Origin of the sequence: Rubinisphaera margarita (genome assembly GCF_022267515.1) — a bacterium.
In the GTDB taxonomy this organism is placed as follows: domain Bacteria; phylum Planctomycetota; class Planctomycetia; order Planctomycetales; family Planctomycetaceae; genus Rubinisphaera; species Rubinisphaera margarita.
In genome coordinates, this window is sequence record NZ_JAKFGB010000015.1 from 228,061 (window position 1) to 242,199 (window position 14,139).

At 58.5% G+C, this 14,139-nt stretch carries 14 protein-coding genes; 2 read left to right on the top strand and 12 right to left on the bottom strand.

The features are described 5' to 3' along the window. Nucleotides 1–426: 426 nt before the first annotated feature. Nucleotides 427–1,650: a tetratricopeptide repeat protein gene (locus tag L1A08_RS17240; RefSeq protein WP_238757762.1), complete on the bottom strand. Its 1,224-nt coding sequence runs from the start codon at nt 1,648–1,650 to the stop codon at nt 427–429. A 48-nt stretch (nt 1,651–1,698) separates the two neighbouring features. Continuing rightward, nucleotides 1,699–2,940 (bottom strand): tetratricopeptide repeat protein, encoded by a 1,242-nt coding sequence (locus L1A08_RS17245; RefSeq protein WP_238757763.1) that lies wholly within the window; start codon nt 2,938–2,940, stop codon nt 1,699–1,701. Between the two features lie 286 nt (nt 2,941–3,226). Here L1A08_RS17245 and L1A08_RS17250 point away from each other — a divergent pair, with 286 nt between their 5' ends. Continuing rightward, nucleotides 3,227–4,039 (top strand): LysM peptidoglycan-binding domain-containing protein, encoded by an 813-nt coding sequence (locus L1A08_RS17250; protein WP_238757764.1) that lies wholly within the window; start codon nt 3,227–3,229, stop codon nt 4,037–4,039. Here L1A08_RS17250 and L1A08_RS17255 read toward each other — a convergent pair. After that, nucleotides 3,987–4,529 (bottom strand): transposase, encoded by a 543-nt coding sequence (locus L1A08_RS17255; protein WP_238757765.1) that lies wholly within the window; start codon nt 4,527–4,529, stop codon nt 3,987–3,989. The two genes, L1A08_RS17250 and L1A08_RS17255, sit on opposite strands and share 53 nt — an antisense overlap. Before the next feature lie 479 nt (nt 4,530–5,008). Here L1A08_RS17255 and L1A08_RS17260 point away from each other — a divergent pair, with 479 nt between their 5' ends. Next, nucleotides 5,009–5,644 (top strand): helix-turn-helix domain-containing protein, encoded by a 636-nt coding sequence (locus tag L1A08_RS17260; RefSeq protein ID WP_238757766.1) that lies wholly within the window; start codon nt 5,009–5,011, stop codon nt 5,642–5,644. Between the two features lie 416 nt (nt 5,645–6,060). Here the strand turns inward: L1A08_RS17260 and atpC are convergent, their stop codons facing one another. From atpC to L1A08_RS17305, 9 genes are all read right to left on the bottom strand, one after another. Continuing rightward, a complete protein-coding gene (gene atpC / locus L1A08_RS17265) occupies nt 6,061–6,462 on the bottom strand; it encodes an ATP synthase F1 subunit epsilon (RefSeq protein WP_238757767.1) in 402 nt (133 codons plus the stop codon). Between the two features lie 206 nt (nt 6,463–6,668). Continuing rightward, nucleotides 6,669–8,117, bottom strand: coding sequence for a F0F1 ATP synthase subunit beta (gene atpD / locus L1A08_RS17270; protein ID WP_238757768.1), 1,449 nt, complete (start codon nt 8,115–8,117; stop codon nt 6,669–6,671). Nucleotides 8,118–8,184: 67 nt separating this feature from the next. Beyond that, nucleotides 8,185–9,066 (bottom strand): ATP synthase F1 subunit gamma, encoded by an 882-nt coding sequence (gene atpG / locus L1A08_RS17275; RefSeq protein WP_238757769.1) that lies wholly within the window; start codon nt 9,064–9,066, stop codon nt 8,185–8,187. Between the two features lie 71 nt (nt 9,067–9,137). Beyond that, the gene (gene atpA, locus L1A08_RS17280; protein ID WP_238757770.1) at nt 9,138–10,685 is read right to left on the bottom strand and encodes a F0F1 ATP synthase subunit alpha; all 1,548 of its coding nucleotides are present in this window, start codon (nt 10,683–10,685) and stop codon (nt 9,138–9,140) included. Beyond that, complete coding sequence (atpH, locus tag L1A08_RS17285; RefSeq protein WP_238757771.1) at nt 10,636–11,280, bottom strand: ATP synthase F1 subunit delta; 645 nt, start codon at nt 11,278–11,280, stop codon at nt 10,636–10,638. The genes atpA and atpH overlap by 50 nt, the downstream gene beginning before the upstream one ends. An 80-nt stretch (nt 11,281–11,360) precedes the next feature. Next, entirely contained in the window at nt 11,361–12,068 is a 708-nt protein-coding gene (gene atpF / locus L1A08_RS17290) for a F0F1 ATP synthase subunit B (RefSeq protein ID WP_238757828.1), read from the bottom strand. 83 nt (nt 12,069–12,151) lie between these two features. Further along, nucleotides 12,152–12,364 carry an ATP synthase F0 subunit C gene (atpE, locus tag L1A08_RS17295; protein WP_238757829.1) on the bottom strand — a complete coding sequence of 71 codons (213 nt, stop codon included), beginning with the start codon at nt 12,362–12,364 and terminating at the stop codon, nt 12,152–12,154. A 145-nt stretch (nt 12,365–12,509) separates the two neighbouring features. After that, nucleotides 12,510–13,442, bottom strand: a complete 933-nt coding sequence (atpB, locus tag L1A08_RS17300; RefSeq protein WP_238757772.1) for a F0F1 ATP synthase subunit A — start codon at nt 13,440–13,442, stop codon at nt 12,510–12,512. A 102-nt stretch (nt 13,443–13,544) separates the two neighbouring features. Beyond that, nucleotides 13,545–13,994 (bottom strand): hypothetical protein, encoded by a 450-nt coding sequence (locus L1A08_RS17305; protein ID WP_238757773.1) that lies wholly within the window; start codon nt 13,992–13,994, stop codon nt 13,545–13,547. Between the last annotated feature and the right edge of the window lie 145 nt (nt 13,995–14,139).

Here is a 14,139-nt window from a genome sequence, read left to right on the forward strand (position 1 = left end):
GCATTCTCCTACGAAGGGGTGGCACAGATATTCCTGTCTGTGCGTAATCGATTGCTCATCTCGTTCGCGGTCGATCCACTCATTGAGAGTTCTCAACGACTCGACTCCGCAGCCATGTTTTTCGTCCACAGACAGGAATGTCTGTGCCACCGACTGAAATTGACGGGAACGAATCACAAGTATCGACGTGCAGAAAATGATCAGGCTACCGGCTACCGCGGGATCCACTTCAGTTGACGTGTGTCATTCGAGAATCCCGGGATGGCTCTGATCGCTCGGTGATCAGGGCGGCGAAGCCACCGTTTGAGGCCCGTGAAAAACACGGAGTCTTTCTCTGCCGATCCAGGGCTCTGTGACGCGAGACCTCAAATCGCACTTCGCCCACCGCTGCCACCCGTCGATGGGGCATTCAAGGACGAACCTGTCTTACGGGTGCCGATCGGTCGTTTGTTCGTCCATCGCCTGCTTCCATTCGCCCTTCACCTTCTCGTTGTCCAGGTTCCGCTGCGAATAGTGCAACAACAGATACAGCACGAGGATAAGCAGTGCGATCCCAGTCACGATCCGAAAAAGCAGCTGTCCAAGTTCAGCCCAGGTGAATGCCCGGTGGTCAACCGTTTGCAGCGCAACCGGGAGATCGTCCACCAGCCATTTTTCCTGGAACCGTTCGTCGACCGGTTCCCCGGCAGCGATCCATTGGGCTTCGTCGGCTGCGACGAGCGCTCTCAACTCCAGCGCCTGCGGGCGTTCCGTTCGATAGTTTTCCTCGAGCTTCTCCCACGGCACGTTCTCCTGCATGCGGATCGCGTCCCTGGCCTGCTCCGTGTAGTATTTGGCCGCGTAGGTCCAGCCGGTTTCGCGTGCCCCCTCGGCAGCCGTGAGATAAGCGTAAGCGGCCAGTCGCTGCTGAGTCGGTTTCCCATCAACGGCACGTTCCAGAAGCGAGCCCAGTGCGGCAAGGAGAATTGGCGAGTCGGCTCGTCCGAACCGGAGCATTCCGACAATCGCTTCGCGAGCGTCGTCATACGAAATCGATTCGGCATCGGCCCCCTCAACGACAGTCTGTCCGTTCTTAACCGACGAGAGATAAAGCTCAAACGACTCCTCGGGCGGCATCCAGCCGTCTTCCGTCATCGAATGTCGAGCCCAGTCAATCACGAGGATCTGATACCGCTCGCGGCCGAAGTGAGCGTCAGGATTGATCTCCAGGGCTCGTCGAAGAGGAACGAGACCTTCATCGAGGCGACCGGCGTGGACAAGGACCGTGCCGAGGTTGGCGAGCGTTTCATAGCGATCGGGATCCATGGCGAGGGCCCGTTCCATAATCTCGATCGCTTCGCGCGAACGCTCCAGGCGGTCGTAACTGACGGCGAGGTCATCGTAAAGCGGCAATCGGGCGGGATCATCGTCCGACAACTCGTCCAGCCGCCGCAGGCGATCGCCGATCCGCCACTCGTCGTAAGCGGGCGAATGCACCGGAAAGAAACCAATCACCGCCTCATGCACCCCCGGCATCCGCGCCCGCTCCTGAGCTAGCGTGTCGTTATCCCACAAACACGCGTGAGCTGATGGCGCGATCGCAATAACGATGAATAGCGGCAGGATCGCGGTCAGACAGCAGATGTCACAAGGAATTCTGAGCCGGTTCATAGGCAATGCTCTCCTGGCGAATGAGTGCGGACCGGGCGTTGAGAAAGATCAATCGGCGGGCAATGGTGCGGCCGACTGTTTGCGATTCTTGCGGCGTTTTGTTTCCCGTTGACCTCGTATGATGAGCCAGACGATCAGGGCTACAAAGAGAACTGGAATGCCGATCAAGAGCGAGTTGATTATGAATGCGAGCCGCTGCATACCCTCTGGCGAAGGCATTTTTGCGGATGTTTCGACGGCGTGGGGAACAAAAGCGATCGGTAACGAATCTGTCAGCCATTTCTTATGGTAGAGGTCGTCAACGGGCTTGCCGGCCTCAATCCATGCGAGTTCGTCGGCTTCCACAGCCTTCTGCAGGGCAACGGCTTGTTCCCGTTCCGCAGCATAATTGATCTGCAGTTGCTCCCAGGTGATCTTTTCTTGCCAGGCGAGCGCCCCCTCCGCCCGGTTCCTGTCATGAGTTGCCAAGTCAGTCCAGTTGAGCGATTCTGCGTGTTCTGCGGCCCTCAAGTACGCACGAGCTGCGAGTCGCTGTTGTCCATATTCAAGAAGATTCTCGCACATCGTGGCATGGAGTATTGAACCGAATGCCGTCAATAGGATGGGAGAGTCGGACTGACCGAAGCGAAGCATTCCCAGAATTGCTTTGATGGCCTCCTCATCTGAGACGCAATCCGCATCAACGCTTTTCACTTCAACCTTTCCGTCTTCGATGTCGGAAAGGTAGTCATTGAATTCCTGCTCCGGCGGCATCCACCCGTCTTCTGTCATCGTCGGGCGTGCCCATTCGATGATGAGAATCTGATACCGCTCTCGGCCGAAATGGGCATCGGGATTGATGGTGATCGCTCTTCGCAGATAGTCGAGACCCTCGTCGAGTCGACCGGCGTGGACGAGAACGGTGCCCATGTTCGACAACGTCTCGTAGCGGTCCGAGTCGATGTTCAACGAGTCTTCGAGAACTGCGATTGCTTCCGTCTGCTGCCCGAGTCTGTCGTAACTCACGGAGAGATCGTCGTAGAGCGGAAGACGCAGTTCCGTTTCGGGCGGGAGCTTTTCGAGTCGTTGCAGGCGATCGGCGATTCGCCATTCGTCATAAGCCCGGGAGTGAACCGGCATGAACCCGATCACCGCTTCATGCACGCCCGGCATGCGGGCCCGCTCTTCGGCCAGTGTATCGTGATCCCAGCGACAGGCGTGGGCGGTTGATGCTGTCAGCGACAGGCAAAATACGCCGCAACTGAAAAGCAGAAACGAGAGACCAAAACGGTCCGAAACGCGATGGGACATGGTTTCCTTCCTCAGACGGGGGGATCTATCGATCATGCTGATTCAGCGCACGGGTGTCAATCACAATCCAACAGGAGGTGAGGAGTTGTCGCTGGGACTTGAACAACCGGCACGATCGTCAGGATGTCTGCAGAGCGAGCCGCAGAACGCGTTCATTCCGTTCGTTCGCACCGATCTTCGGCGGGCAGGTTTCGGAGGTCCGGTCGCATTGATGACGTGTGCGCGGACAGCCGATTGAAGAAGAGAATCGTTCCGTTGTTTCGCAGTTCTGAATGTTGTCCCTGTTATGCCTCGCGAACAGAAAGTCGGCCTCACGATGATCATCATGATCGTCGGTTTTGCCGGAGCGTTCTGCTTCCGCAAGCCGACTGAGGATCAGGCTGCGCCCCCCGAGTTGCAGCGGGAAGGGATGATCAACGAACAGATCGCCGAGTTCCGCACGCGACCCTATCTGCCGGGGCTCGATCAACAGCGGGAACAGGCCGCCCCTGCTCAGGACGATCCTCTTCGCCAGCAGCTGGCCGCCTGGAACCTCGAAGCCGAACGCGATCCGCAGAGTCCGCTGCCGGCACCGATTGGCATGCTGATTCCGGTCGATACGCCCGGGGCGGAACGTCCGGCCAGACGGCCAGCACCGACTCCGCCCGCTCCGATGCAGACCGTTTCGCGCGACGAGCCGACTGTTCCCGAGCCTCAGGAACCAGCGACCGCGACACATACGGTGCAGCCGGGAGAGACACTGAGCGGAATCGCTTACCAGTACTATGGCTCGGCCTCCAAATATCTCGCGCTGTACGAACTGAACCGGGATGTGCTTTCCAGCCCCAACGATCTTCGACCGGGGATGACGCTGAAGATTCCGACCAAATCGTCGAAGACTTCCCAGCCGGAAGAAGTGCGGGAAGCGAAGACACCTCCCGCGCCTCAGGTCTCCCAGCAGAATACGGCTCAGGGCCGCTTCATCGTCGATACCTGGCAGGAGCCCGCAGCAGAGCCGAACGTGGAACCTGCCGAAAGCATGTTCGTCCCTGCTCGGACGAATCCGTTCAATCAGGCACGCGGCGAGAGCCCGTACTGGGGAACGCCGACTTATCGCTGACAGCGCCCGCCTTCGGGCCGCGATCTCTCTGCGAGACCTTCAAGTCAGGTCGACACGGCTGGACTCCTCGAGCCTCTCCGTCGCGCGGCCGAGAAGCACCGGCGTGAGGACTGGAGTCCGCCGGCTGCCACGGCTTCTGTGTTCTACGTTTCCCGGAGCGATCCCGTACCCGATCGCCCTCGCGGGGATCCTGCTTCGGGTCGAGCGGAACGTACGGAGAACGTCGGAGGAGAATCTCGCGAATCCGCCAGAGCTGGCCCTGTTTCCGCCAGCGGTCGAAGTACGTGTAGCACGTTTCCCAGGCGGGAAAATCGTGGGGCAGCATCCGCCACGTGCAACCGGTGCTCCAGCGATAGTTGATGGCGTTGATCACTTCCCGCAGATCCGTACTCCGTCTGCGGCCGCGTGACTGCGATTCTTCGACCAGCGGGCTGATCAGTTGCCAGCGGGCATTCGTGATGTCGCTGGGATAAGACTTACGTCGAGACATAATTACAACTCCAACACCGGTCGATCGTCCCGACCAGCGGCTGTGAATCCAGGATCAAATGGCATCCCTGCCGGCCAATTCCGTCGGTTCTGTTCTCTACTGTCGTTGACCGGCTACGCCGAACCCTCGCCCGGCGGGGTCTGCCTCAGTCGTTCCATTTCCGGTTTCATCCACCGTCGGCAGAGTTCCGTCATCGGAATCTGATTCCGAGCCGCCTCGTGACGGATCGCCCGCCAGTCTGAGACGGGGATGAAAATGGAAATCTGCTTGCGCGCTTCGCTCCGACCTGCCACCACTTCGTCACCCACTGCTCAGCCCTCCTCGTTCCGCTGAAACCCATTGACAAAGATATCGTATCAGTGTACAGATGTTAGAACTGGTAGAGAGTGGCTGTCAATAAAAACTTTACATTTGTATACAAATTGGCAGGGGCCAGCGGATTTTTCTTTGAGATCGCGTCAATTGACGGATGGTGAGCAATGGAAGACAACAAAGCTGGACAAAGTCAGACAGATCCAGACAGGCTGCTCTGGTCGAGGATCGAGCGCTATTGCGTCGAGCATGGCTGGACGATCAGTCGGCTGGCCGAAGAATCGGGCGTGTCGCGGGCGACGCTGCATCAGTGGCAGCAGAAAGGCCGCTGCAAACCGCGCAATACAACGCTTTACAAGTTGGCGAATGCTCTTTCCGTTTCGCCAGCCGTCCTGAAGAGTGAAGCGGCGGGGACAGAAGTCCGTGCGCCGGAACCGCTGCTGGATAACAGCTGGAATCCCCTCTGGCCTCCGCTGCCGGGCGAGCTGATGTCGGCTGACTTGCAGCGGGAGTTCGACCGGCAAACGAACGGGACCATTGAAGATGTCTGCAGGGAGCGACCGGAATTGTTCGCCGGCTGGTCGGAGAATGAATGGGATGAGCTGTTCAGCACCTTCGGCGTCGGCGGCGAGCTGAATGAGGACGGCGTGCGGATGCAGGCGGAGTTCATCAACCGAAAGCGGGAAACGCTCTATCAGGTGCAGATCCTGCTGGAAACGCATCTCGCCGACGCGGCTCGTGCAGTGATTCAATCGCTTTACGACTCTGTGCAATGCGCCACCGACGACGCAGCACAACAGTAGGACCGGTTTCCAGCCAGCCGGAGGTGATGATCTGGCAGGTCGCCGTTGTCATTGTTTCGAGCGGATGGCACAACCGCGTGCGTCTCAGTGGCGTAGCCCCAGGAGGTTCGTGTTCCACGTTACGCGAGAAACTGTCTCGGTGCATCTACAGAGAGACTGATCATCGTTCTTTCAACGAGCAACAGAGCATTCTCACGCTTCTCCTGCAGTCGAAGCGTGAATTTGCTCGAGCCTCTTCCTGTGACTTCGTCAGCCGGACGTGCACGTCCGGGCCATCCGTTGAACGCTGTCAACGTGAGTGGATGAGGTCAAACGCATGCTGGAGGGACGGCTTTTGAGCAGGCACGCCTCTTGCCGCACAGGAATGTCTGCGCCGCCCTGTCGGAGGGCGTCATCATTCAAGAGCAGGGCGGCGTTTATCGCTTGAGGATGGCGAGCAGGCGGCGGTTGCGTTCGAGGTCCTGATCCTTGGCGGTCTGCTCGGCAGCCGTGGTGACGGAACGGTTCAGGGCTTCGTTGAACGCGGCTTCGACTTTCGCAGTTTCGAAGGAGCCGAGTTCCTGAGCACGGTTGGTCAGCAGGGTCACGGCATGCCCTTTCACCTGGGCGAAACCGCCTTCGATGAAGTAACGATGCAGACCGGTTTGCGTCTGCACCTGGAGTTCACCGGTGCCGAGACGTCCGACCATGGGAGCGCGACCGGGGAGGATCCCGATCTGGCCATCTTCCAGCGGGAACTGCAACGATGTCGCGACCGTGCTGAGCAGGGTCTTCTCCGGCGTGACAACGGTCAGTTCGATGGTATTGGCTGCAATCATGGGAACAGTCTACTAATGCTTGCTGGCTTGACGGGCCGGTCGATTCACCACTTGGCGTGCTCGCGGCCGATGGGGCCGCGACAAGGTTCGGTTTCAAAAACACACATCCATTGAAACGGACGTCGTCTCATGGTGCTACAGCAGTGTTTCGCCGGATGTGTGTTAAACGTCTTGTGCCGGTCCACGGCAACGAATCTTCGGGTCGCTTACTGCTGTTCAGCCATCTTCTTGGCCTGCTCGGCAGCTTCCTGAACACCCCCGACGTACAGGAAGGCCTGCTCCGGCAGGTGGTCCCAGGTTCCGTCGCAAATCTGCTCGAAGCTTTCGATCGTTTCCTGCAGCGGGGTAATCTTACCCGGCTTGCCGGTAAACGGTTCGGCCACGAGGAACGGCTGCGACAGGAAGCGTTCGATGCGGCGTGCCCGGTGCACGATCAGTTTGTCTTCTTCGCTCAGTTCTTCGACACCGAGAATCGCGATGATGTCCTGCAGTTCGCGATAACGCTGAAGGATCTGCTGAACACGCTGAGCGACGGCGTAGTGCCGTTCGCCGACATACTGCGGGTCGAGAATTCGGCTCGAAGAGGCCAGCGGGTCGATGGCCGGGTAAATCCCCTTCTCGGAGATCTTACGTTCGAGGTAAATGAAGGCATCCAGGTGGGCAAACGCCGTGGCTGGAGCGGGGTCGGTCGGGTCGTCGGCCGGCACGTACACGGCCTGCACCGAAGTAATGGCTCCACGCTTGGTCGAAGTAATTCGTTCCTGCAGAGCTCCCAGTTCGGTGCTCAGCGTCGGCTGGTAACCGACGGCACTCGGCATACGTCCCAGAAGTGCGGACACTTCCGAACCGGCCTGCGAGAAGCGGAAGATGTTGTCGACGAAGAGCAGGGTGTCGGTTCCGGTCGTATCGCGGAACCATTCAGCCATCGTCAGGGCAGACAGAGCGACACGCAGACGGGCTCCCGGTGGTTCGTTCATCTGACCGAAGACCATGCAGGTCTGTTCGATGACGGAACGACCGGTGTTGCCGATCTCCGCTTCCTGCATTTCCAGCCAGAGGTCGTTTCCTTCACGAGTGCGTTCACCGACACCAGCGAAGACGGAGTAACCCCCGTGAGCGGAGGCGATACGGGCGATCATCTCGGTCAGAATAACGGTCTTGCCGAGTCCGGCTCCTCCGAACAGACCCGCCTTACCGCCACGCACGAATGGCGTGAGCAGGTCGACCACTTTGATCCCGGTTTCGAAGAGCTCGGTCTTTGAACTCAGGTTTTCCAGAGCGGGAGCATCGCGGTGAATCGGCCAGCGTTCTTCGGTTTCGACCGGACCGCGACCATCGATCGCGTCGCCGAGCACGTTGAAGACCCGTCCCAGAGTTCCCTTTCCAACGGGCACCGAAACCGGAGCTCCGGTATCGGCGACATCCATGCCGCGAACCATCCCCTCGGTCGAGCCGAGAGCGACGCAGCGGACACGTCCACCACCCAGGTGCTGCTGAACTTCCCCGGTGACGTGAATGTGAAGGCCCTTCACCTGCTGGTCGACGAGGAGCGCGTTGTAAATATCGGGAAGCGAATCAGCAGCGAACTCGGCATCAAAGGTAGAGCCGATGATTTGAGTCACCTTGCCGATGTTCTGGGCCGTTGCGGTTGCCATGAAAAAACCTCGAAAGTTTCTGATCAAACTGTCTGTAAATGTCTTCGTCCGCGGTGAGAGCCTGCTCTTATTCGAGAGCCGCTGCTCCGCCGATAATTTCGCTCAATTCCGATGTGATCTGCGACTGGCGGGCCCGGTTGTACCGCGTCGAGAGCGATCCGATCATTTCGTCGGCGTTCTCCGTCGCGCCCTTCATGGCGACCATCCGGGCGATCTGCTCGCTCACCGCTGCGTCGAGGAAGCACTTGAAAAGCTTCGCCTTGAAGGCTGCCGGCACGATCTCTTCCAGGATCGCTTCGGCACTCGGCAGGAACTCGTAATCCACCGAGCGAGTCTTCGTGTCTTCCGTGTCAGTTCCAGCGGTCAGGTTCTCGAACGGGAGCAGGGTTTCGCGAACCGCGTATTGTCGAGAGATCGACTGGAACTGGGTGTAAACAACGTCGATTCGATCGACGGCTCCACTGGTGTAGAGTTCTGCGAACCGGCTGGCCAGTTCGTCAACTTCTTCGAAGGACGGCTTGTCTTCAAAGTGAGTGAAGGCTCGTTCGATCGGTTTGCCTTCGAACTTGAAATACGCCAGACCTCGTTTGCCGGAGACTTCGAGAACCACATTGCGGCGATCGCGATTCAGTTCCCGCAACCGTTGACCGGCCAGACGCAGCACGGCTGAGTTGTAGCCGCCGCAGAGCCCGCGATTGGAAGTGAGGACGAGCACGAGCACGCGTTCTTCCGAATCGCGACGTTCAAGCAGCGGATGCGAGAAGGACAGGTCAGCGGCGGCGAGGTCGCCGACGATCTCTGCGATCTTCTCTGTGTAAGCTCTCGCTTCGGCTGCGCGGTCCATCGCCTTTTTAAAACGGGCGGTGGCAATCAGCTCCATCGTCCGCGTAATCTTGCGGATGTTCTTGACGGCCTTGAGCCGTTTGATAATTGCGCGTGCTTTAGCCATGAATCAAAGCAATCCGAATTGTTTCGGGTCAGGCCGCGTCCCGATGGACGCGGCGACGTTTCTGCCAGTGGTTACGCCGTGACGAGGCTGCCGGATTCGGAGTTCTCGAACAACTTGTGAACCTGGTTCCACCACTCCTTCAGAGCCGAAGTGAGCATGGAGGCGGTTTCATCGTCGAGTGCCTGCGTTTCCACGATCCGCTGCCGGACTTCCGACTTCTGTTCGGCCATGAACTGCAGCATGTTCTTTTCCGCCTCCGGAACCCGGGAGACAGGAACCTTGTCGAAGTAGCCCTTGCTACCAGCGAAGATCGACATTACCTGATCTTCGACTTCCATCGGCCGATACTGAGGCTGCTTAAGCAGTTCGACCATGCGGTATCCGCGGTCGAGCTGAGCCTGAGTCGCTTTGTCTAGTTCGGTCCCCAGCTGAGCGAATGCTTCCAGTTCACGGAAGGCCGCCAGGTCGAGCTTCAGACTACCGGCCACTTTCTTCATGGCCTTGATCTGAGCATTACCACCGACGCGGGACACACTGATCCCGACGTTAATGGCGGGACGGACACCGGAGAAGAACAGGTCCGGTTCGAGGTAGATCTGGCCGTCGGTAATCGAAATCACGTTGGTCGGAATGTACGCCGACACTTCCCCTTCGAGCGTTTCGATGATCGGCAGAGCGGTCATCGAGCCGCCGCCGAGTTCATCGGACAGCTTTGCGGAACGTTCAAGCAGACGGCTGTGGCAGTAGAACACGTCCCCAGGGTAGGCTTCGCGACCCGGCGGGCGACGCATCAGCAGCGACAGTTCGCGGTAAGCGACGGCCTGCTTGGAAAGGTCATCGTAAACGACCAGGGTATGCTTGCCGTTGTACATGAAGAACTCGGCCATGGCAGCACCGGCGTAAGGCGCGATGTACTGCATTGAAGCCGGATCGGACGAGGCGGCCGAAACGACGATCGTGTAGTCCATGGCACCGTGTTCGGTGAGGACGTCGACAACGCCGGCGATTGAAGCGGCACGCTGACCGCAACCGACATAGACGCAGATGACGTCCTTGCCCTTCTGGTTCAGAATGGCGTCGATAGCGACGGCGGTCTTACCGGTTTTCCGGTCGCCGATGATCAGTTCGCGCTGACCACGTCCGATGGGAGTCATGGCGTCGACAGCTTTGATCCCGGTCTGAAGCGGCTGCTTCACGGGCTGACGATCGACGACACCCGGAGCGGCTGTTTCCAGAGGTCGCGAATCGCCGGAGACGATCGGCCCCTTGCCGTCGAGCGGGTTGCCCAGTGGGTCGACAACACGGCCGACCATCGCATCCCCAACGGGAACGGACAGCAGGGCGCCGAGTGATTTGACCTCATCGCCTTCGTTGATCTTCAGGTAATCCCCAAGGACCACGATCCCGACGGAGTTCTCTTCCAGGTTGAAGACGAACCCGTTGACGCCGCCGGCAAATTCGACCATTTCACCGGCCATGGCCCCAGTCAGGCCGTAGCAACGGGCGATGCCGTCGCCGACCTCGGTGACAATGCCGACTTCACGCGTTTCGAGCTGGGAACCGAAGTTCTCAACTTCCTTCTGAATGACTGAAGCGATTTCGTCCGCTTTGAATTTCATTGACATACCTCTGGCGAAGTTGGCTTCGGAGCTGGCCGAGCCGGTTTCTGAGGGAACTATCGTAAACGGTATCGCCGACCTGAATAACCAGGCCCCCCAGCAGCGAGGGATCGATCTCCACCTGGAGGACCGGTTCGGCAGCTAAAAAGTTGGCAAGATGCTGCCTGATCTGTTCGAGCTTGTCGTCGGGAATCGAGGTCGCGGAGCGAACCGTGACTTTCCGTCGGCCTGCGCGCTGCATCTGCTCGTCGGCACAGACATCGAAAATTACGCGGACCAGATCGAGTCGTTCGTGGTGAGCCAGCACTTTCAGGAAGCTGGCGAACACCTGCGAAGCGTGTGGGAACACGGTGCGCTCGAGCAGTCCGATTTTGGCTTCGACGGGTACCATCGGAGAGACGAGCTTACGTTCGAACTCGGGATGGGGGTCGAGAATATCGTGAATGAAGGAGCGGAATTCGTCCACGCGGCCGTCGCCGGAAGGCTCGCCGCTGGCATCGAGAAAACCATCGGCGTAAACCTGTGCGATCGCCTTCATGCTGGGATCTTCCAGCACGTTGGGAACGCGAACACGCTTGTCGGTCGAATCGATCATGCCGCTATTTCATCTCGAAGTTCATCAGATCGCAGAACACCCAGCCCGGCATTCGGGAGGTGTCTGCAGAATATCACGCACTACCTGTTGAGCTGAGCGAGCGATTCGTCGATCAGCCGGTTCCGGTCCTCGTCGGTCAGGGTCCGCCCAATTACGTGCTCGGTGGCGGTGGCCACCTGACCGGTCATGGTCTGGAACAGATCGTTGAGTGCCTGATCCCGAGCGCGATTGATTTCCTCAATGGCGCGGTTCTTGGTGGCATCGGCTTCCTTCTGGGCGGACGCGATGATCTCGGTCTTCGTATGCTCGGCATCGCGGCGGGCTTCCGCCAGGATTTCACGAACTTCGTCCTGAACCGATTCCAGTTTCTTGGCCCGTTCGGCGAGCATGGCTTCCGAACTGACGCGGGCGGCCTCTGCATCTTCGATATTCTTGCGAATATTCTCTTCACGAGCGTCGAGAGCCGCGATGACCGGACCCCAGGCGAACTTCGTCAGCACGCCCAGCAGGACCAGGAAGACCACGAACGTGTAGATCGAGAGATCCGTTCGCCAGTCACCCGGTTCGAAGACTTCAGGTTCGTGAGCCGGGTCGCCGACATGAGCATGATCACCATGCCCGTGGGCGTGGTCACCAACTTCGTGAGTGTGATCGGGATCAGCCACGCCTTCGTGACCATCCGTAGGATCGCCAGCGTGCGTGCCTGGGGCAGGATGTTCCACATCAAATGCGGAAACCGACCCGGACATCAGGCAAATCATCGCGACCAGAGTCGCCATGTAAGACATCAGCTTCACGAAATCACCTCACCCTCGAAGGCCAACCATCACGAAATCAGTCCGTCCGACGGTTCTCGAACCATCCTTGTCAATTACTTACCGACGAACAGAGCCGCGAAGCCCAGACCTTCGATCAGAGCGGCTGCAATGATCATCGCGGTCTGAATCTTACCGGCCAGTTCCGGCTGACGAGCCATGCTCTCGACGGCCGAGCCGCCGATGCGACCGATACCGATCGCTGCACCCAGAACGATCAGACCAGCACCGAGCTGAGGAATGGCGAACGTAGCGCCTTCCTGAGCCATGACCGGAGTCGCCATGATCATCACACCACAAACCGCCATTACAGTCCGAACAGCTTTCAACACAGCCGTCTCTCCTCGTTTAACCTAGAGAACATCTCAAATACAGGCAATTTCCGTCTCGACGAGCGAGCAGATTACACAGGAATCAGTGTTCGTGAATTGACTGCCCGATAAACAGGGCCGACAGCATTGTGAACACATACGCTTGAATGAAGCAGACCAGAATTTCCAGAGCACTCAGAGCGGTCGCTCCAATGATCCCGAAGATCGCTCCAGTGTACCAGTAACCGGTTCCGGCGACCGCAACGACGGCTCCCAGAACTCCCGCCAGCACCATGTGGCCAGCGACCATGTTTCCAAAAAGTCGAATCGCCAGCACGCAGTGCTTGATCAGGGTGCCGAGGACTTCGATGAGGAAGATCAGCAGCTTCAGCGGAGCAAGAATAACCGGCAGATCAATATGCGGCAGGAAGTGCATCACATAGCCACCCGGGCCCAGATGCTTCACGCCGGCGATTAAACCAATACCAAATGTCACGAGAGCGAGAACCGCGGTTACTTCGATCGCGCTGGTTACGGTGCCGAGCCCCGGCACCATTCCAATCAGATTGCAGAGCAGAACGAAGAAGAAGGCGGTCAGCAGATACGGGACGAATTTTTCGGCGTCGTGGTCGCCAATGGCGGGCCGGGCGATTTCATCGCGAACGTAGCCGACAAAAGCTTCCAGCAGATTATGACGGCGACCAACCGGACGATTGAGGTTGTTGCCGCGACGGGCCAGCCAGATAAACGTGGCAGCCACGATGAAGGCGACAAGCAATTCGACGATCATGAATCGCGAAATGCAGAACCCGGACTCGGCCTGATACAGATTCTTCAGCTCGCCAAACGGCTGAGGAATGATGATCTTGCCGGAGAGGTCGTGATTGAATTGCTCGATGGAGACATCCGGGTGAGCATCGTGCAGAAACTGCAGACTCTCCGGGACATCTTCATACGACTCCCAGTCCCGCGTCCAGATGAACTTGGGGACTTCGAAGTAGTAGCCATCTTTTACGTGCAGGACCGGACTGGCCATGAATAACTCGCTCGACACAGACCCCGCTCGAACCAAGCGGCGAAACAGAGTCACGTGGATGAAATCGATTCTGCAGAAACTCGCAGACTGCTGCGCGGACCGCTAGCGGTCCCAGCGGCGAACCAGACGAACAGACAATATAGTTTCCACAATTAACGTCAACAGATAGGCACAGACAAAAGCCTGAAAAATGCGATGCTCATGCAGTTGGGGGAAGTACAGCCCCACCACCACCGCTCCGGCCAAAGGACCCAGGGTCCGCAGCAGGATCGACTGCAGGCTTCCGGCGAACGGATTGCCTTGTCGACAGGCTCTTTCCTGGGCCACCAAAGCCAGGAAGCCGAACGCGACACAGATGGCGGCGGCCAGATAAAACGGCCCCTGCGCAGCTGCGCCGAAAAATTCCTTCCAGATCAAGCCCGCGAAGAGCAAGCCAGGGACCATGCAGATCAAGAATGTGAGTGCTTCTCGCATTCCACTGAACGGACGGAAAAGGATTCGTTCGGAGATGTCGGTCGCAGTGTTCTGCTTTGACATCGGGCAGGCCATCATGACAGCAGCCGCTGCGGAAATCTCCCCCGGGAATGCGTCAACTTGTCGCAATCCGGCGAATTTGTCCGAGATCCGCCGTTACAGAGCACGTGGAATTGACGATGTCCATTAACGAAGTCTGTCTCTGATCGTTCCCGGGAGACTC

Coding starts and splice junctions, on each gene's coding strand:
- atpA (WP_238757770.1), bottom strand. CDS start 10,685: ATGAAATTCAAAGCGGACGAAATCGCTTCAGTCATTCAGAAGGAAGTT.
- atpC (WP_238757767.1), bottom strand. CDS start 6,462: ATGATTGCAGCCAATACCATCGAACTGACCGTTGTCACGCCGGAGAAG.
- atpH (WP_238757771.1), bottom strand. CDS start 11,280: ATGATCGATTCGACCGACAAGCGTGTTCGCGTTCCCAACGTGCTGGAA.
- L1A08_RS17245 (WP_238757763.1), bottom strand. CDS start 2,940: ATGTCCCATCGCGTTTCGGACCGTTTTGGTCTCTCGTTTCTGCTTTTC.
- atpE (WP_238757829.1), bottom strand. CDS start 12,364: ATGGCTCAGGAAGGCGCTACGTTCGCCATTCCTCAGCTCGGTGCTGGT.
- atpD (WP_238757768.1), bottom strand. CDS start 8,117: ATGGCAACCGCAACGGCCCAGAACATCGGCAAGGTGACTCAAATCATC.
- atpG (WP_238757769.1), bottom strand. CDS start 9,066: ATGGCTAAAGCACGCGCAATTATCAAACGGCTCAAGGCCGTCAAGAAC.
- L1A08_RS17260 (WP_238757766.1), top strand. CDS start 5,009: ATGGAAGACAACAAAGCTGGACAAAGTCAGACAGATCCAGACAGGCTG.
- atpB (WP_238757772.1), bottom strand. CDS start 13,442: ATGGCCAGTCCGGTCCTGCACGTAAAAGATGGCTACTACTTCGAAGTC.
- atpF (WP_238757828.1), bottom strand. CDS start 12,068: ATGTCTTACATGGCGACTCTGGTCGCGATGATTTGCCTGATGTCCGGG.
- L1A08_RS17305 (WP_238757773.1), bottom strand. CDS start 13,994: ATGATGGCCTGCCCGATGTCAAAGCAGAACACTGCGACCGACATCTCC.
- L1A08_RS17255 (WP_238757765.1), bottom strand. CDS start 4,529: ATGTCTCGACGTAAGTCTTATCCCAGCGACATCACGAATGCCCGCTGG.
- L1A08_RS17250 (WP_238757764.1), top strand. CDS start 3,227: ATGCCTCGCGAACAGAAAGTCGGCCTCACGATGATCATCATGATCGTC.
- L1A08_RS17240 (WP_238757762.1), bottom strand. CDS start 1,650: ATGAACCGGCTCAGAATTCCTTGTGACATCTGCTGTCTGACCGCGATC.